Annotated in this window: 18 protein-coding genes and 1 other RNA gene; 10 read left to right on the forward strand and 9 right to left on the reverse strand. The window is 61.9% G+C overall.

The annotated features are described in order from the left end of the window. The first annotated feature begins 3 nt into the window (after positions 1 to 3). From GSM73_RS22385 to GSM73_RS22395, 3 genes are all read left to right on the forward strand, one after another. Positions 4 to 924 (forward strand): SPFH domain-containing protein, encoded by a 921-nt coding sequence (locus GSM73_RS22385; RefSeq protein ID WP_047226073.1) that lies wholly within the window; start codon positions 4 to 6, stop codon positions 922 to 924. A 9-nt stretch (positions 925 to 933) separates the two neighbouring features. Next, positions 934 to 1383 (forward strand): NfeD family protein, encoded by a 450-nt coding sequence (locus tag GSM73_RS22390; RefSeq protein ID WP_047226074.1) that lies wholly within the window; start codon positions 934 to 936, stop codon positions 1381 to 1383. A gap of 65 nt (positions 1384 to 1448) precedes the next feature. Then, the gene (locus GSM73_RS22395; RefSeq protein WP_171061308.1) at positions 1449 to 1769 is read left to right on the forward strand and encodes a DUF2388 domain-containing protein; all 321 of its coding nucleotides are present in this window, start codon (positions 1449 to 1451) and stop codon (positions 1767 to 1769) included. Between the two features lie 175 nt (positions 1770 to 1944). Here GSM73_RS22395 and gcvH read toward each other — a convergent pair whose 3' ends face one another. The 8 genes from gcvH to GSM73_RS22435 all read right to left on the reverse strand — a co-directional run bounded on the left by gcvH (position 1945) and on the right by GSM73_RS22435 (position 10991). Continuing rightward, entirely contained in the window at positions 1945 to 2328 is a 384-nt protein-coding gene (gene gcvH / locus GSM73_RS22400; protein ID WP_047226076.1) for a glycine cleavage system protein GcvH, read from the reverse strand. 51 nt (positions 2329 to 2379) lie between these two features. Then, positions 2380 to 3462, reverse strand: coding sequence for a glycine cleavage system aminomethyltransferase GcvT (gene gcvT, locus GSM73_RS22405; RefSeq protein ID WP_047226077.1), 1083 nt, complete (start codon positions 3460 to 3462; stop codon positions 2380 to 2382). 150 nt (positions 3463 to 3612) lie between these two features. After that, positions 3613 to 5229 carry an iron ABC transporter permease gene (locus GSM73_RS22410; protein ID WP_160893858.1) on the reverse strand — a complete coding sequence of 539 codons (1617 nt, stop codon included), beginning with the start codon at positions 5227 to 5229 and terminating at the stop codon, positions 3613 to 3615. 129 nt (positions 5230 to 5358) lie between these two features. Beyond that, complete coding sequence (locus GSM73_RS22415; protein WP_076383055.1) at positions 5359 to 6363, reverse strand: extracellular solute-binding protein; 1005 nt, start codon at positions 6361 to 6363, stop codon at positions 5359 to 5361. Positions 6364 to 6605: 242 nt separating this feature from the next. After that, on the reverse strand, positions 6606 to 7823 hold the full coding sequence (locus tag GSM73_RS22420) for a 2-octaprenyl-3-methyl-6-methoxy-1,4-benzoquinol hydroxylase (protein WP_171061307.1): 1218 nt from the start codon (positions 7821 to 7823) through the stop codon (positions 6606 to 6608). Between the two features lie 67 nt (positions 7824 to 7890). Beyond that, positions 7891 to 9078 carry a 2-octaprenyl-6-methoxyphenyl hydroxylase gene (ubiH, locus tag GSM73_RS22425; protein ID WP_160893860.1) on the reverse strand — a complete coding sequence of 396 codons (1188 nt, stop codon included), beginning with the start codon at positions 9076 to 9078 and terminating at the stop codon, positions 7891 to 7893. Further along, on the reverse strand, positions 9075 to 10409 hold the full coding sequence (gene pepP / locus GSM73_RS22430) for a Xaa-Pro aminopeptidase (protein ID WP_160893862.1): 1335 nt from the start codon (positions 10407 to 10409) through the stop codon (positions 9075 to 9077). Before pepP ends, ubiH begins: the two co-directional genes overlap by 4 nt. Before the next feature lie 27 nt (positions 10410 to 10436). Next, positions 10437 to 10991: a YecA family protein gene (locus tag GSM73_RS22435; protein WP_047226083.1), complete on the reverse strand. Its 555-nt coding sequence runs from the start codon at positions 10989 to 10991 to the stop codon at positions 10437 to 10439. A gap of 127 nt (positions 10992 to 11118) precedes the next feature. Between GSM73_RS22435 and GSM73_RS22440 the strand changes: the two genes are divergently transcribed. The 4 genes from GSM73_RS22440 (at position 11119) to GSM73_RS22455 (ending at position 12574) form a co-directional block, all read left to right on the forward strand. Next, entirely contained in the window at positions 11119 to 11328 is a 210-nt protein-coding gene (locus GSM73_RS22440; RefSeq protein ID WP_030138125.1) for a TIGR02449 family protein, read from the forward strand. Beyond that, positions 11325 to 11642 carry a cell division protein ZapA gene (locus GSM73_RS22445; RefSeq protein WP_047226084.1) on the forward strand — a complete coding sequence of 106 codons (318 nt, stop codon included), beginning with the start codon at positions 11325 to 11327 and terminating at the stop codon, positions 11640 to 11642. Before GSM73_RS22440 ends, GSM73_RS22445 begins: the two co-directional genes overlap by 4 nt. Before the next feature lie 30 nt (positions 11643 to 11672). Next, a non-coding RNA gene (ssrS, locus tag GSM73_RS22450) (6S RNA) lies at positions 11673 to 11852 on the forward strand. Positions 11853 to 11968: 116 nt separating this feature from the next. Next, a complete protein-coding gene (locus GSM73_RS22455; RefSeq protein WP_047226085.1) occupies positions 11969 to 12574 on the forward strand; it encodes a 5-formyltetrahydrofolate cyclo-ligase in 606 nt (201 codons plus the stop codon). Positions 12575 to 12610: 36 nt separating this feature from the next. Here the strand turns inward: GSM73_RS22455 and GSM73_RS26470 are convergent, their stop codons facing one another. Further along, complete coding sequence (locus tag GSM73_RS26470) at positions 12611 to 12757, reverse strand: hypothetical protein (protein WP_092395219.1); 147 nt, start codon at positions 12755 to 12757, stop codon at positions 12611 to 12613. A gap of 195 nt (positions 12758 to 12952) precedes the next feature. Here GSM73_RS26470 and GSM73_RS22460 point away from each other — a divergent pair, with 195 nt between their 5' ends. From GSM73_RS22460 to rbbA, 3 genes are all read left to right on the forward strand, one after another. Next, positions 12953 to 13402, forward strand: coding sequence for an EVE domain-containing protein (locus GSM73_RS22460; RefSeq protein WP_047226086.1), 450 nt, complete (start codon positions 12953 to 12955; stop codon positions 13400 to 13402). Positions 13403 to 13483: 81 nt separating this feature from the next. Continuing rightward, on the forward strand, positions 13484 to 14449 hold the full coding sequence (locus tag GSM73_RS22465) for an HlyD family secretion protein (RefSeq protein ID WP_047226087.1): 966 nt from the start codon (positions 13484 to 13486) through the stop codon (positions 14447 to 14449). Continuing rightward, positions 14446 to 16757 (forward strand): ribosome-associated ATPase/putative transporter RbbA (rbbA, locus tag GSM73_RS22470; RefSeq protein ID WP_256677051.1); only part of this gene is annotated, 2312 nt, incomplete at its 3' end. The genes GSM73_RS22465 and rbbA, both read left to right, overlap by 4 nt.

A 16757-nucleotide genomic window follows, 5' to 3' on the forward strand; every position in this document is an offset into this window, starting at 1 on the left:
GTCATGCAGATCGGTAGCGTACTTTTACTTTTTATCGGCCTCGTGGTCGCCATTCTATTCATGGGCTTCAAGGTCGTGCCCCAGGGCTACCAATGGACTGTCGAACGGTTCGGCCGCTACACCAACACCCTCAAGCCCGGCTTGAACATCATCATCCCAGTGATGGATCGCATCGGCCGCAAGATCAATGTCATGGAAAGCGTACTGGACATCCCACCTCAGGAAGTCATTACCGCCGACAACGCCACGGTACAGATCGACGCAGTGTGCTTCTTCCAAGTGGTCAATACCGCCCAGGCTGCGTACGAGGTCAACAACCTCGAGCACGCGATCCGCAATCTGCTGCAAACCAATATCCGCACCGTGTTGGGGTCCATGGAGCTGGACGCGATGCTGAGCCAGCGTGATGGCATCAATGAAAAACTGCTGCGCACTGTCGATGAAGCTACAGCACCGTGGGGCATCAAGATCACCCGGATCGAGATCAAGGACATCAGCCCACCGGCCGACCTGATGGCCGCCATGTCAGGGCAGATGAAAGCCGAACGCATCAAGCGTGCCCAAATCCTGGAAGCCGAGGGCTTGCGAGCGTCGGCGATTCTCACCGCCGAGGGCAAGAAGCAGGCGCAGATCCTCGAGGCAGAGGGCAGCCGCCAGGCCGCGTTCCTGGAGTCCGAGGCCCGCGAGCGTCAAGCGCAAGCCGAAGCGCTGGCCACCCAGGTGGTATCCCAGGCAATCGCAGACGGCAACGTCCAGGCCGTGAACTACTTCGTCGCGCAAAAATACATTGATGCGCTGGGCCGCCTGGCGTCGGCCAACAACAGCAAAGTGATCCTGATGCCTCTGGAAGCCAGTCAGGTCATCGGAGCGGTTGGCGGCATCGGTGAGATCGTCAAGGCCACCTTCGACAGCAAGAAAGCCTGAGGCGCCAATATGTGGGTGTTCCTGCAACAACTATCGTACTGGGACTGGCTGGCGCTGGGCGTCATCCTGCTGATCCTCGAGGTGTTTGGCGCCGGCGGCTACCTGCTGTGGATCGGCATAGCCGCCGCCGCGGTCGGCGTGCTCACGTTCATCCTGCCGCAGATGCCGTGGGAAATGCAGTTCCTGTTGTTCGGCCTTTTCGCCATCGCGACAGCACTGTACTGGTGGCGACGCCAGCGCAGCGCAGTACGCCAAAGCGATCAACCGCTCCTGAACCTGCGCGGGCAGGAACTGATCGGCAAGGTCTTTCAGATTCATGAAGCGATTATCGATGGACGCGGCAAGATCAAGGTGGCGGACAGTGTCTGGCTGGCCAAGGGGCCCGAGTCGCCCGTGGGCACGCGGGTCAGGGTGGTGGCACAGGAAGGCGCGGTGCTGCTGGTAGAACGGGCTGACTGAGACGTCATGGAACTCAATCGAGGGGTTGGTTATCCAAAGTCATAGTTAACCCAGTGGAGTCACCTATCATGCGTCTCAAACTTGCTGTCGCGACCTTGGCCTTGCTTGCTCTTCCTGTCGGCTCGGCAATGGCCGACACGTTTTGGCGTAACGTCATCTCGTCCGGTGCAACCACCGGTTCCACCTACCTGACTTTCAAGGATAACAAGCTGATCGTCGCCGCTCAGGACGACGCCGGCAGCTTCGTTGCCAGCGACGGCGGTATCCGTGGTCCATACCTGGAAGCTGCGATGCAGAAAGTCCGTGCCGACAACCCGGGCTTGCAGGCCACCGACATGGAACTGGCCAACGCGATCCTGGCGAAAAACGCCGTCGCCCAGGACTGATTCCAGACCGATGGAAAATGCCGCTCGATTGAGCGGCATTTTTTTGCCTGGCAATTCTCTCCAAGGCACTTAAACCTGTGGGAGCGAGCCTGCTCGCGATAGCGGTGGATCAGTGGCAGCCATATTGACTGACCCACAGCTATCGCGAGCAGGCTCGCTCCCACAGGTTTGTTGCTTATTCGCCGATAGCGGCCTTGTAGCCTGCTGCATCAAGCAGCTTGTCCAGCTCGGCCTTGTCGCTTGGCTTGAGCTTGAAGATCCATGCACCGTAGGGATCGGAGTTCAGCAGTTCCGGTGAACCGCCCACGTCTTCGTTGATTGCGATCACTTCGCCACTGATCGGCGAGTAGATGTCGGAAGCGGCTTTTACCGACTCCACCACACCGGCCTGGTCACCCGCGGAATAAACCTTACCGACCTCGGTCAGTTCGACAAACACCACATCACCCAGAGCTTCCTGCGCATGATCGCTGATGCCCACGGTGACGGTACCGTCAGCTTCCAGGCGCGCCCACTCGTGGCTTTCGGCAAAATGCAAATCGGTAGGGATAAAACTCATACTCTGTGTCCTCAAGAGAAGTGTCAGCGGCCAGCGGCCCGCCGCAAAAGGTTAGATCAGGGTTTTGCCATGGCGGACGAAGGTCGGCTTGACCACTCGTACCGGGTACCACTTACCACGAATTTCTACCTCGGCACGATCGGCGGTGGCCATCGGAACGCGTGCCAAGGCAATTGACTTGCTAAGCGTAGGAGAAAAACTACCACTGGTGATCTCCCCTTCGCCAACATCGGCGATGCGGACCACCTGATGAGCGCGCAGAACGCCGCGTTCTTCCAGCACCAGGCCCACCAGTTTTTGCTGTACACCGCCGGCCAGCTCGGCTTCCAGAGCACTGCGCCCGATGAACTGACGGCTCGCCGGTTCCCAGGCGATGCTCCAGGCCATGTTCGAGGCCAGCGGAGAAACGTCCTGGTGGATGTCCTGGCCATACAGGTTCATGCCAGCTTCCAGGCGCAAGGTATCGCGAGCGCCAAGGCCGATGGGAGAAATGCCGGCGCCCACCAGATCATTGAAAAAACTTGGGGCTTCGTGGGCAGGCAGGACGATTTCCAGGCCATCTTCGCCAGTGTAGCCGGTACGGGCGATGAACCAGTCACCGTCGGCACGGCCTTCGAAAGGCTTGAGTTGCTGGATCAGTTGGCCGCGCGATTGCGAAACCAGTTCGGCAATCTTGTGCCGGGCCTGGGGGCCCTGGATCGCCAGCATTGCCAGTTCGGGGCGTTCAAGCAGGTGCACATCGTATTCACCAAGCTGTGCCTGCATCCAGGCCAGGTCCTGATCGCGGGTCGAGGCGTTGAAGACCAGCCGATAGCCGTGCTCGACCCGATAAATGATCATGTCGTCGACGATGCCACCGCGCTCGTTAAGCATGGTGCTGTACAAGGCACGTCCCGTGTCCTGCAAGCGATCGACATCGTTGGCCAGCAAGCGCTGCAACCAGACCTTGGCCTGGGGACCGGCGACATCGATAACGGTCATGTGGGATACATCGAACACACCGCAGTCGCGACGCACCTGATGGTGCTCCTCAACCTGCGAGCCGTAATGCAAAGGCATATCCCAACCGCCAAAATCGACCATCTTCGCGCCGAGGGCGAGATGAAGGTCATACAGAGGCGTACGCTGTCCCATGGGTGTCTCCTTCCGGGATTGGCGAAGGTGCGGACGAGCACTGCACAGCGTGAACGCCAAAAACGTTTTCAGACGCTATCAGTTGCCCGGTCCGACAGACGGACCGCACCGAATGCCGCGCATTGTAGCCGCATGATGTAGGACTGACACCTAGCTGTTTCGATGGGCCGAGCGTCGTATCAATCCGATGACCGGCAACAACCCCACCAGCACCAGGGTCAGCGCCGGTAACGCGGCCCGGGCCCACTCCCCTTCACTGGTCATTTCAAAGATCCGTACCGCCAGCGTGTCCCAGCCGAACGGGCGCATCAGCAGGGTCGCCGGCATTTCCTTGAGCACATCGACGAACACCAGCAACGCCGCACTCAAGGTGCCCGGCAACAGCAACGGCAGATACACTTTGAAAAACAGTAGCGGCCCACTGACCCCAAGGCTGCGTGCTGCTTCAGGCAAAGAAGGACGGATTCGCGCGAGGCTGCTTTCCAGTGGACCGTAGGCCACGGCCAAAAAGCGCACCAGATAGGCCAGCAGCAGGGCCGACAGGCTGCCCAACAGCAACGGTTTGCCGGCACCGCCAAGTAGCGTTGACAGGGGGATGACCAGTTCGCGGTCCAGATAGCTGAAGGCAAGCATGATCGATACCGCCAGCACCGAACCGGGCAAGGCGTAGCCCAGGTTCGCCAGGCCAACACCGGCGCGAATGGGACGGGTCGGCGCCAGACGCCGAGCGAAGGCCAACAGCAAGGCGACGCAAACGGTGACCAGTGCCGCCAGCCCACCCAGATAGAGGGTATGGACGATCAGCCCGGCATAACGCTCATCCAGATCGAACCGGCCACGCTGCCAGAACCACACCAGCAGTTGCAGCATCGGAATAACAAATGCGCAGGCAAACACCAGGGCGCACCAGCCGCTGGCCGCCACCGCCTTGAGACCGCGCAAGTGATAAAGCGCCTTGACCCGGGGGCGCTCGTTGCTCGCCCGCTGGGCGCCTCGGGCGCGGCGTTCGCCGTAAAGCACCAGCATCACCGCCAGCAGCAACAGGCTGGCCAGTTGCGCGGCGCTGGAGAGGCTGAAGAAGCCGTACCAGGTTTTATAGATGGCCGTGGTGAAGGTGTCGAAGTTGAACACCGACACCGCGCCGAAATCCGCCAGGGTTTCCATCAGCGCCAGCGCCACGCCGGCACCAATGGCCGGTCGGGCCACCGGCAACGCCACTCGCCAGAATGCCTGCCACGGCGACTGCCCGAGCACCCGGGCCGCTTCCATCAATCCCTTGCCTTGGGCCAGGAACGCACTTCGCGCCAGCAAATAAACGTAAGGGTAAAAGACCAGGACCAGCACCAGGATCACTCCGCCGGTGGAGCGTACCCGGGGCAGGCGCAGGTTGCTGCCGAACCATTCGCGCATCAATGTCTGCACCGGACCGGCAAAGTCCAGCAGGCCCACGAAGACAAACGCCAGCACGTAGGCCGGAATCGCAAACGGCAACATTAACGCCCAGTCGAGCCAGCGTCGCCCGGGGAACTCACACAGGCTGGTGAGCCAGGCAAGGCTGACGCCCAGCAACGTTACACCGACACCCACACCGACGATCAGCGTCAGGGTGTTGCCCAACAAGCGCGGCATCTGGGTATCCCACAGGTGGGACCAGATTTGCTGATCGATGTTTTGCCAGGACAGCAGCAGGACGCTCAAGGGCAACAGCACCAGCGCGGCGATAGCAAAAACCAGAGGGTACCAGCGGCGTTGGACGGGGTGGGTCAAGGGGGAATCTCGGGGCAGTCAGCAAACGCCTATTAAACCGCAAAAAAAAGATCGCAGCCTGCGCCACCTTCTACATTGGAACGCGATCCCCTGTAGAAGCTGTCGCAGGCTGCGATCTTGAGTGCTTTTTTAGTTCCAGCCAGCGCGATCCATCAAGCGGATAGCTTCGGCCTGGCGTTTACCCGCCACTTCAACCGGCAGGGTGTCAGCCTTGAACTTGCCCCAGGCGGCGACTTCCTTGGAAGGCTCCACGTTCGGATTGGCCGGGAACTCCTGGTTCACGTCGGCAAAGATGTTCTGGGCTTCAGGCGTGGTCATCCACTCCACCAGTTTCTTCGCGGCTTCCGGGTGCGGTGCGTACTTGGTCAGGCCGATGCCCGAGAGATTGATGTGCACGCCACGGTCGGCCTGGTTCGGCCAGAACAGCTTGACCTTCAGGTCCGGCTTCTGCTGGTGCAGGCGACCGAAGTAGTAAGTGTTGACGATACCGACGTCGCACTGCCCGGCATTGATGGCTTCAAGCAGTGCCGTGTCATCGGAGAACACATCGGTGGACAGGTTCTTGACCCAGCCCTTGATGATTTCTTCGGTTTTTTCCGCGCCGTGGGTTTCGATCAGGGTGGCGGTCAGGGACTGGTTGTAGACCTTCTTCGAAGTGCGCAGGCACAGGCGGCCTTCCCACTCTTTACCCGCCAGGGCTTCATAGGTGGTCAGTTCGCTCGGTTTGACCCGGTCGGTGGAGTAGACAATGGTCCGCGCCCGCAGGCTCAGGCCGGTCCAGGCGTGGGAAGACGCGCGGTATTGGGCCGGGATGTTGGCGTCGATCACCTTGGAAGTGAACGGTTGGAGAATCCCCATCTGCTCGGCCTGCCAGAGGTTGCCTGCGTCGACGGTCAGCAACAGATCCGCGGTGGCGTTTTCACCCTCGGCCTTGATCCGCTGCATCAATGGCGCTTCCTTGTCGGTGATGAACTTCACCGAGACGCCCGTCTTTTTGGTGTAGGCATCGAAAACCGGCTTGATCAGCTCATCGATACGCGAGGAGTAGACCACTACCTCATCGGCAGCCTGGGCGGCGGTAGCGCCGATCAGGGTCAAGGCGAGGACGGACAGCAGACGCTTGGGTGCCAACATGGGAGCGGTCTCTCGATTGTTAGAAGTGCGCGAATGATAAGGACTCACATTTGCCTTCTCAATCGAACAGTGTCCAGACACGTTTCAAAATGTTGCAGCTATGAGAGGTGCTGTGGTTTTGCGTCCGCCATCGCGGGCAAGCCGTGCTCCCACAAAAGCTCGTCCCACATTGCCCCTGTGGAAGCAAGAGCTTGTGGGAGCAAGGCTTGCCCGCGATAGGGCCATAAGCCCCAACCCATCTCTCAGACCTTGGCCAAATCCGGCAAATCCCCGGTCAACCCCAACGCCTCACGTACGAACAACGCCTTGGCCTCGGGCAAACCGTCCACCAGTTTCAGCCCGGTATTACGCAGCCAACGCACCGGCAACGGATCGGCCTGGAACAGCCGCTCAAACCCTTCCATCGCGGCCATCAGCGCCAGGTTATGGGGCATGCGTCGGCGTTCGTAGCGGCTCAGTACCTTCACGTCCGCCAGCCGTTCACCGCGCCCGGCCGCCTGCAACAGCACTTCGGCCAGGACGGCGGCATCCAGGAAACCCAGGTTCACCCCCTGTCCGGCCAGCGGATGGATGGTGTGGGCCGCATCGCCGATCAGCGCCAGCCCTTCGGCCACGTAGCGCTTGGCATGGCGCTGGCGCAGCGGTACGCACAAGCGCGAATCGGCGCTCAGCACCGTCCCCAGTTGCCCCTCGAAGGCCCGCTCCAGCTCGTTGCAGAAATCCGCTTCCTCAAGCGCCATCAACCGCTGAGCCTCGCCAGGGGTGGTGGACCAGACGATCGAGCACCAGTCGTGCAGGCCGTCGCGCTCCAGTGGCAGGAATGCCAAGGGACCGTTATCGGTAAAGCGCTGCCATGCGGTCATCCGATGAGGCCGGGCGCTGCGCACACTGGTTACGATGGCGTGGTGCAGGTAATCCCATTCCCGGGTCGCAACCCCCGTCAAGCGACGCACGGCGGAGTTCGCACCGTCGGCGGCGATCACCAGCGGTGCCCGCAGGGTGCGGCCATCGGCCAGGGTCAGCAACCAGTCATCGCCGGAGCGGCGCATCTGCTCAAGCCGCGCGTTGGCCAGCAGCCCCAGATCACAGTCATGCAGGCGGTCCAGCAGGGCATCCTGCACGACGCGGTTTTCGACGATGTGCCCCAGGACCTCGGCATGCAGGCTGGCCGCCGAGAAATGGATCTGCCCGGTGCCGCTGCCATCCCAGACGTGCATGTTGGTATATGGACTGGCGCGCCGGGCGATAATGCCGTCCCAGACCCCAAGACGATCAAGGATCCGCTGGCTCGCCGCCGACAAGGCACTGACCCGAGGTTCGAAGGCAGCCTGGGGATCGAAGGGTTTGACGCTCATCGGGCTGCCGTCGAGCAACAGCACTTGCAGGCCACTACCCTGCAACGCCAGCGCCAGGGCGCTGCCGACCATTCCGGCGCCGACAATCAGCAGATCTGCACGCAATTCCATGCTTTAAGCCTGTTGTGCTGGCGACATGAGTCGCCCATGAGAAAAATGATCGAACCAAGCCTCACGCATCGGGACGCGTCCCCAACCCCATGGCCTGGCGGGCGAACCAGCGCTTGGCCGGAGGCAGCAGGTCGAGCCCCAGCAGGCCAAGGTTGCGGCCCAGGGACACCAGCGGCAGGTTGCTGCTGAACAGCCGCGTAACCTGGTCGGAAAACCCGACGGTCAGCGTCTGATCCATCCGCTGACGCTCGCGATAGGCTTGCAGCACGGCGAAATCCCCCGGCGCGCTGTCGCTGTCGAGCAAGGCGTCGGCCAGGGCCTGGGCATCGCGCAGGGACAGATTGAACCCCTGGCCGGCAATCGGATGCAGACTGTGGGCCGCGTTGCCCAGGATCGCCAGATGCGGGCGGACCTGCTCTTCGGCTTCCACCAGCGCCAACGGATAAAGATGCCGAGCGCCAACTTGTTTCAGGGTGCCCAGGCGATAACCGAACACGCCCTGCAATTCGCTGAGAAAGCTGCGCTCATCCAGGGCCGCCAGACGTTGCGCATCCATGCCCTGGCGGGTCCAGACCAACGCGCAACGGTTTTCCGGCAGCGGCAGCAAGGCCATCGGGCCGTCGTCGGTGAAGCGCTCGAAGGCCATGCCGTTGTGGGCTTCGCCGGGTGTGATGTTGGCAATCAGCGCGCTCTGGCCATAAGGTCGATTGCGCACGCCAATACCCAGCTGTTCGCGCAGGCTGGAACGACCACCGTCAGCCAGCACGGCAAGGTCGCATTCCAAGGTGGTTTCGTCATCGAGCGTCAGGCGATAGCCGCCGACCATGGGCTCCATCCGGGTAACTTGTGCCGGACAGTGCCAACTGACCACCTCGGTGTCCAACCCTTGCCACAGGCACTGGCCGAGCCAGGCGTTTTCCACCACATACCCCAGGGCCGGCACCCCTTCTTCCATGGCCGACAACCGCGCCGTGGAAAATCGCCCGCGATCAGACACGTGGATCTGCTTGATCGGCTCGGCGCGACGAGAAACTTCCTGCCAGATACCCAGGCGTTGATAAATCTGCCGGGACCCGAACGACAAGGCCGAGGAACGGGCATCGTAGCTCGGCTGCCAGGCATCGCCGGGGGCGAAGGGTTCGATCAGCATGATCTTCCAACCCCGGGCCTTGGCGCCGGCTTGCAGGGCCAGGGCCAGGCTCGCGCCTACCAGGCCACCGCCGACGATCGCCAGATTGACCCGGCTCATGCCGCATCAGCCCGGGCGGCGGCCATCAGGGCCTCGATTTCGGCGACCGTCTTGGGTACGCCGTGACTCAGGATTTCACAACCGGTTTTGGTCACTACCACGTCATCCTCGATGCGCACGCCAATGCCGCGCCATTTTTTCGCTACGTTGCGGTTGTTCGGGGCGATGTAGATGCCCGGCTCCACGGTCAACGTCATACCGACTTCCAGTACCCGCCATTCGCCGCCGACCCGGTACTCGCCAACGTCGTGCACGTCCATGCCCAGCCAGTGGCCGGCGCGGTGCATGTAGAAGGTCCTGTGGGCTTCGCTGGCGATCAACTCGTCCACTTCGCCCTCCAGCAGGCCCAGGCGCACCAGCCCTTCGGTAATGACTCGCACTGTTGCTTCGTGGGCCTGGTTCCAGTGTTTGTCCGGCGCAATTTCGGCGAACGCCGCTTCCTGGGCGGCCAGCACCACTTCGTAGATCGCCTTCTGCTCGGGCGAAAACTTGCCGCTGACTGGCCAGGTACGGGTGATATCACTGGCGTAGCAGTCGATTTCACAACCGGCGTCGATCAATACCAGGTCGCCGTCCTTGAGCAGTGCGTCGTTCTGCTGGTAATGCAGGATGCAGCTGTTGCGACCCGCCGCGACGATCGACCCGTAGGCCGGCATTTTCGCCCCGCCCTTGCGGAACTCATAATCCAGCTCGGCCTCCAGGCTGTATTCGTACAACCCCGTGCGCGCGGCCTGCATGGCCCGGATGTGCGCCTGGGCGGAAATCCGCGCCGCTTCGCGCATCACCTTCACCTCTGCCGCCGATTTATACAGGCGCATGTCGTGCAGCAGATGATCCAGGGCAACGAATTCGTTCGGCGGCTGGGCACCGAGATGGGCCTTGGAGCGAATCACGTTGATCCACTCCATCAGGTGCCGATCGAATTCCGGGTTGCTGCCCATGGCCGAATACACCCGGTCACGGCCCTCGATCAGGCCCGGCAGGATGTCGTCGATGTCGGTGATGGGAAATGCATCGTCGGCGCCATAGTCACGCATCGCCCCTTCCTGGCCGGCTCGCAGGCCATCCCACAACTCCCGCTCGGCGTTGCGTTCGCGGCAGAACAGGATGTATTCGCCATGGGCCCGGCCGGGCATCAGCACGATCACCGCTTGCGGCTCGGGGAAGCCGCTGAGGTATTGAAAGTCGCTGTCCTGGCGGTAAACGTGCTCGACGTCGCGGTTGCGGATGGCAACGGCGGCGGCGGGCAGGATTGCGATGCTGTTGGGTTCCATCTGCGCCATCAGGGCCTTGCGGCGACGGCTGTATTCCGATTTCGGGATATGAATCATGGGCAGACGGTGTTCCCTTTCAAGCAATCAGTGCAAGGACGGCTTGGCGGCCGGTTCAGCGGTTTTCTTGGTTTCGGTGAACAGCAGCAATGGCGCGACCCGCAGGTACTCCATCACTTCCATGTAGTCGCTTTCACCGTCATCGGATTCTTCCAGGGCGTCCTGGACCTGAGAGATCGCCGCCAGGTCTTGCAATACTTCCTTGGCCTCGTCACTCAACGCATATTCGCGGCGGGTCAGGCCGAAGCCGGCGAGGAAGCCCTGGCACCACTGGCCCAGCGCTGCGGCGCGTTCGGCCAGCGGAGCGTCATCGGTAGGCAGCAGCAGGACGACGGTCATGTCATCGCTGGTCAACTCACCCTTGACCATTTCCTGCAGGCCGATGAGCGCATTGCGCACGTTGTCCGCCGGCTCGCCTTCCAGCAACTCGGCGGCGTCAGCCAGCCAGCCGTCGGCATCGAAGCCGGCGCCGGCGCAACTGCGCCCAAGCAACAGGCCATGCAGTTCAGCAGGCGAGACAGGATGACCGCTGGTGCTCAGCAGGGTGGCAAACGCTTGATACGGGGAATTCTGAATGGGCATGGGCAGCTAGGCGCCAGACGGCGCTATGTCTAGAATGGAGGCCTTGTATCCTACATCGACAGACTCGCCAAGACTATCAGAGGCTGTGCGACCCTATCCCCATCAGACACAATCTTCAGTGGACACAATGGAAGACACCGACCTGCAAGCGCTGATGGCCAGACTCGAATTGCTAATTGAGCGGGTCGAGCAACTTAAGAGCCAAAACGGACTCCTATTAGCTCAGGAAAAGACCTGGCGCGAGGAACGCGCGCACCTCATTGAAAAAAACGAAATCGCCCGGCGTAAGGTCGAATCGATGATTTCGCGCCTCAAGGCCCTGGAGCAAGACTCATGAGTTCAAGCAATAGCGTAACCGTGCAGATCCTCGATAAAGAATATTCGATCATCTGTCCCCAGGAAGAGCGCAGCAACCTGGTAAGCGCCGCCCGTTACCTGGACGGCAAGATGCGCGAGATCCGCAGCAGCGGCAAAGTCATCGGCGCCGACCGCATTGCTGTAATGGCTGCCTTGAACATCACCCACGAGCTGTTGCACCGCCAGGATACGCCGGACGTGCAAGTCAGCGGCTCGACCCGTGAACAGGTGCGCGACCTGCTCGATCGGGTGGATCTGGTACTGGCCACCGACCCGGACGTCAGCAAGGGCTGATTCGCGAGGCTGCCTGGGGTATACTTGCGTCACTCCCTGGGGTGCTTGCCAGTTGGTGATGTCCCTGAGCCGATACGCACAACCACGGGAGTTGCACGTTGGGGCCGGTGTGCATGTCCGCTTGACGGAAAGCCTTAACGCCCCCTGCAACTTCCACCTTGAACTTTCGGGTTCAAGGGCTAAGCCGACAGCGGTTCATCCGGGGAGCCTGATTCTCACAATGCCAGTCATCAAGACTGGCATTGTTGTGTCTGGCGCAGGCATTTCTGAGCGCGCTGTTTTGCGGTTACGCTGTGCTGTCGCCACCGATTGCGTGAATTATCGATATGACCGAACCCGCGCTGCTGCCGCGCCCGCAACTCCGCCGCCTGCTACGCCAAGCCCGTCGCGCCCTGACACCTGCCCAGCAGCGTGAAGCCGCTCGCGGGCTCTATAGGCAACTGGCCCAGCACCCGCTGTTTCGCCGGGCAAGACACATCGCCCTGTACCTGCCCAACGATGGCGAGATCGACCCGCGCCTGTTGCTGCGCGCCGCTCAGCGCCGGGGCAAGGCCACTTATCTGCCGGTACTGAGCCCATGGCCGCAGACCAAGATGGTGTTCCAGCGCATCCGCCCCGGCGAAAAGCTGCGGCCCAATCGTTTTCGTATTCTGGAGCCGCGGATGAACATCGCCCGGCAACGCAAGGTCTGGACTCTGGACCTGGTGCTATTGCCGCTGGTGGGGTTTGACGATGCGGGAGGTCGGCTGGGCATGGGCGGTGGCTTTTATGACCGCAGCCTGGCGTATCTGGCGCGACGCAAGCAATGGCGCAAGCCGACACTGCTGGGACTGGCCCATGAATGTCAGAAAGTCGAACGGTTGGCGCAGGCGAGCTGGGACGTGCCGCTGCAGGGAACGGTCAGCGACCGGCATTGGTATATCGCGGGGTAGACGCCGCAGGGAAACAGCGGCGTCCGCTAGACCGGCTCAGCGTTTGAGCGAAGGCGCGGGCTGGGTGATTTCCATCGGTGTATCGGTCTTGCTGGCCCACAGACTCTGAGCGTATCCCGTGGTAACGACCCCCAGGCCGAACAGAATGACCAAGATCCACAACAAATCCGGTTTGCGTTTCATCGATTGCCCCCCTCAAGGCATATCACACACGATGACAGCAGCGGTTTTCTTATTGGCCGTGCAGCAGCGTAAAGCTTGGAAGGCCGGCATTTTGCGGCAACCTGCTGCAACACGCAAACTCTGGCGTCAACCGACTGTCGGTTTGTCATAAGATCGCTGAACTTTTTTTATCATTACCGCCCAGGAGTAGAAATCATGGCCTATTGGCTGATGAAATCCGAGCCCGACGAATTGTCCATCCAGGGTCTGGAAAAGCTCGGCCAGGCGCGATGGGACGGGGTGCGCAACTACCAGGCGCGCAACTTCCTGCGGGCCATGGCGGTGGGCGATGCGTTCTTTTTCTACCACTCCAGTTGCCCCGAGCCAGGCATTGCCGGGATCGGCCGAATCGTCCGCGCGGCCTACCCTGACCCAACAGCGCTGGAACCCGACAGCCATTACTTCGACCCCAAGGCCGGGCCGGATAAAAACCCCTGGACCGCGATCGACGTGGCCCACGTCGAAACATTCCCCCGCGTGCTGAAGCTCGACTACCTCAAGCAACAGACCGCCCTGGCTGAAATGCCGCTGGTGCAGAAAGGCTCACGGCTGTCGGTGATGCCCGTCACGGCCGAACAATGGGCAGCGGTGATTGCGCTGCGCTGATCGCCGATGAGTTGATGGACATCAAGCGGGGTCGGTCGCTGATCCTGCAGACTTCGATGCTACAGCCGCAGGATGCCGGACATGTCGACGAACCATCGTACCTCTCGCTTTTTTGCCTTCGCCTTGATGGCTCTGTTGCTGGCCGCCGGTGGATTTGGCTATTGGAAGTCACGCCAGGATCGCCTCCCGGAAGGCTTGAGCATGGGCAATGGCCGCCTTGAGGCCACCGAAGTCCAGATCGCCAGCAAGACACCCGGGCGCCTGGCCGACGTTCAGGTCGACGAAGGCGACAACGTCATCAAGGGCCAAGTGCTGGCGCGCATGGACACCCGCACCCTGGAGGCCCAGCGCAACCAGGCCGAAGCCGAAGTCACCCGGGCCCGGCAGAACCTCGCCGCCACCGAAGCCAACGTGCAACTGCGCCAGAGCGAACAATTGCTCGCCCATCAAGAACTCAAGCGGACCCAGGAACTGTTCAAGCGCGGTTACGCCAGCGGCCAGGTCCTCGACCAGCAACAAGCCCGCGTCGACACCGCCAACGCTGCGGTCAACGCCGCCCGGGCCCAGGTATCGGCGGCGAATGCGGCCATCGGCGCGACCCTGGCCCAGGTGGCCCAGCTCACCAGCGAAATAGATGACAGCACCTTGCGGGCCCCCCTCGACGGCGTGATCCAGTTGCGCCTGGCCGAGCCAGGTGAAGTGCTCGGCGCCGGCGGTCGAGTATTGCTGATGATCGATCCGAGCGACCAGTACATGAACCTCTACCTGCCGGCGTCGGTGGCCGGGAAACTGGCGGTGGGCGATGAAGCGCGACTGTTGCTCGACGCCTTGCCCGAGCGGCCGCTACCGGCCAAAGTCAGCTTCGTCGCGGCCAAATCCCAGTTCACCCCCAAGGAAGTCGAAACCCGTGATGAGCGCCAGAAACTGGTGTTCCGCGTCAAAGTGCACCTGACCCGTCCCGGCGAAGTGCCCCAGGCAAAACCGGGTATGCCCGGGGCCGGTTACGTGCGCACGGCGCCCATTGACTGGCCGGCCAACTTGCGATGAGCGCCACCGCCGGCGAGGCATTGCACGCCTCGGGTCTCGAACATCGCTACGGCCAGCATGTGGCGCTGAGCGAAATCGCCTTCAGCCTGCCCGCCGGCACTCGCTGTGGCCTGATCGGCCCGGACGGTGCCGGCAAATCGAGCCTGCTGGGGCTGATTGCCGGGGTGAAGAAGCTCCAGCATGGCCAACTGGATGTGCTCGGCGCCTCGATTGACGATCGACGCCATCGCAAGACTCTCTACCGACGCATTGCCTTCATGCCCCAAGGGTTGGGGGGCAACCTTTACCCGGACCTGTCGATAGGCGAGAACATTCGGTTCTTCGGCACATTGTTCGGGCTATCGCGAGCAGAATGCGAACAACGCATGGGGACCTTGCTGCTGGCCACCGATCTGCAGCGTTTTGCCGACCGTCCAGCAGGCAAACTGTCCGGCGGCATGAAACAAAAGCTCGGCCTGTGTTGTGCGCTGATCCATGAACCGGACCTGCTGATTCTCGACGAACCCACCACGGGCGTGGACCCGCTGTCCCGGCGACGCTTCTGGGAACTGATAGAAAGCGTGCGTCGGCAAAGACCGCAACTGACCCTGCTGGTCGCCACGGCATACATGGAAGAGGCCGAGCAATTCGAGCACTGCCTGATGCTCGACAACGGTCGCTTGATTGCCAAGGGCTTGAGTGCGGAGCTGGCCAAGGTCACCCCGGACGGCAAGCTCGATTCGGCCTTCACCCACTTCCAGGGCGGCAGCGGCCATGACGCCGAACCGCTGGTGATCCCCCCCAGGACCGCCAACACTACCGACATTGCCATCCAAGCCCACGATCTCACCTTGCGCTTCGGCGATTTCACCGCCGTCGATAACGTCAGCTTCGCGATTGGTCGCGGTGAAATCTTTGGCTTCCTGGGTTCCAACGGTTGCGGCAAGACCACCACCATGAAGGTGCTGACCGGACTGATCCCCGCCAGCGAAGGCAGTGCCCGGCTGCTGGGTAACCCGGTCAACGCCAAGGACCTCGCCACCCGCAAGCGGGTGGGTTTCATGTCCCAGAGCTTTTCGCTCTACGGCGAACTGAGCGTGCGCCAAAACCTGGAGCTGCACGCCAAGCTGTTCGATCTGCCCACTACAGACAGCCGCCAGCGCATCGATGAGCTTATCCAGCGCTTCAATCTCCAGGAACTGGCGGACCAAACGTCCGGGGCGCTACCACTGGGCCTGCGGCAGCGCCTGTCCCTGGCGGTGGCGGTTTTGCATCGCCCGGAAGTACTGATCCTCGACGAGCCGACCTCAGGCGTCGATCCGGCCGCGCGGGATGATTTCTGGCGACTGTTGATCGAGTTGTCTCGCGAGCAAGGTGTGACGATTTTTCTTTCCACGCACTTCATGAACGAGGCCCAGCGCTGCGATCGCATTTCGCTGATGCACGCCGGCAAGGTCCTGGCCTGCGACACGCCAGCGGCCTTGCAAGCGCAGTTCAGCGGTCAGACGCTGGAAGCCGCGTTCGTCACCTGCCTGGAAAACGCCCAGGGCGAAACGCAGCAAGACGCAGCCCCAGTGACCCTTGAGAACGCCGGCGCGCCCCGGGACCGGCGCGGCCTGAGCCTCGGTCGCCTGTGGGCCGTCGCCAGCCGGGAGGGCAAGGAGTTGCTGCGCGACAAAGTGCGGATGGCATTCGCCCTGCTGGGGGCATTGTTCATGATGGTGGTCTTCGGCTTCGGTATTTCCCTCGACGTGGAGAAACTGGCCTTCGCCGTGTATGACCAGGATCAGAGCCCGCAAAGCCGTGCCTACCTGGAGGCGTTCCGCAGCTCGCGCTACTTCGAAGAACGACCGATAATCCGCGATGCAAAGGAGCTACACCGACGCTTGCAGCGCTCGGAGATCAAGCTGGCCCTGGAAATCCCCCCCGGCTTCGGTCGAGACCTCTACGCCGGCCGCCAACCGACAGTGGGCGCCTGGTTGGATGGCGGCATACCGTTTCGGGCCGAGACCAGTCGCAACTACGTCCAGGCGGTGCACCAGGGCAACCTTGAGCAACTGGCTGAATCCAGCAGTCGCGCGCCCACCCGGCAACCCAGCGCGAAGCTGGAGACACGCTTTCGTTATAACCAGGACGTGGTCAGCGTCAACGCCATCGGCCCAGGGGTCATGGCGCTGATCCTCGCATTCATTCCGGCCATGTTGACGGCGCTGGGCATCGTGCGGGAAAAGGAACTGGGCTCGATCACCAACTTCTACGCTACGCCGCTGACCCGCCTGGAGTTCCTGCTGGGCAAACAAGTGCCCTACCTGGCGGTAAGCCTGATCAA

Source organism: Pseudomonas sp. PICF6 (assembly GCF_009831705.1).
Classification (GTDB): domain Bacteria; phylum Pseudomonadota; class Gammaproteobacteria; order Pseudomonadales; family Pseudomonadaceae; genus Aquipseudomonas; species Aquipseudomonas rhizophila.

Coding starts and splice junctions, on each gene's coding strand:
- GSM73_RS22385 (WP_047226073.1), top strand. CDS start 4: ATGCAGATCGGTAGCGTACTTTTACTTTTTATCGGCCTCGTGGTCGCC.
- GSM73_RS22390 (WP_047226074.1), top strand. CDS start 934: ATGTGGGTGTTCCTGCAACAACTATCGTACTGGGACTGGCTGGCGCTG.
- gcvH (WP_047226076.1), bottom strand. CDS start 2,328: ATGAGTTTTATCCCTACCGATTTGCATTTTGCCGAAAGCCACGAGTGG.
- gcvT (WP_047226077.1), bottom strand. CDS start 3,462: ATGGGACAGCGTACGCCTCTGTATGACCTTCATCTCGCCCTCGGCGCG.
- GSM73_RS22415 (WP_076383055.1), bottom strand. CDS start 6,363: ATGTTGGCACCCAAGCGTCTGCTGTCCGTCCTCGCCTTGACCCTGATC.
- ubiH (WP_160893860.1), bottom strand. CDS start 9,078: ATGAGCCGGGTCAATCTGGCGATCGTCGGCGGTGGCCTGGTAGGCGCG.
- pepP (WP_160893862.1), bottom strand. CDS start 10,409: ATGATTCATATCCCGAAATCGGAATACAGCCGTCGCCGCAAGGCCCTG.
- GSM73_RS22435 (WP_047226083.1), bottom strand. CDS start 10,991: ATGCCCATTCAGAATTCCCCGTATCAAGCGTTTGCCACCCTGCTGAGC.
- GSM73_RS22440 (WP_030138125.1), top strand. CDS start 11,119: ATGGAAGACACCGACCTGCAAGCGCTGATGGCCAGACTCGAATTGCTA.
- GSM73_RS22445 (WP_047226084.1), top strand. CDS start 11,325: ATGAGTTCAAGCAATAGCGTAACCGTGCAGATCCTCGATAAAGAATAT.
- GSM73_RS22455 (WP_047226085.1), top strand. CDS start 11,969: ATGACCGAACCCGCGCTGCTGCCGCGCCCGCAACTCCGCCGCCTGCTA.
- GSM73_RS26470 (WP_092395219.1), bottom strand. CDS start 12,757: ATGAAACGCAAACCGGATTTGTTGTGGATCTTGGTCATTCTGTTCGGC.
- GSM73_RS22460 (WP_047226086.1), top strand. CDS start 12,953: ATGGCCTATTGGCTGATGAAATCCGAGCCCGACGAATTGTCCATCCAG.
- GSM73_RS22465 (WP_047226087.1), top strand. CDS start 13,484: ATGTCGACGAACCATCGTACCTCTCGCTTTTTTGCCTTCGCCTTGATG.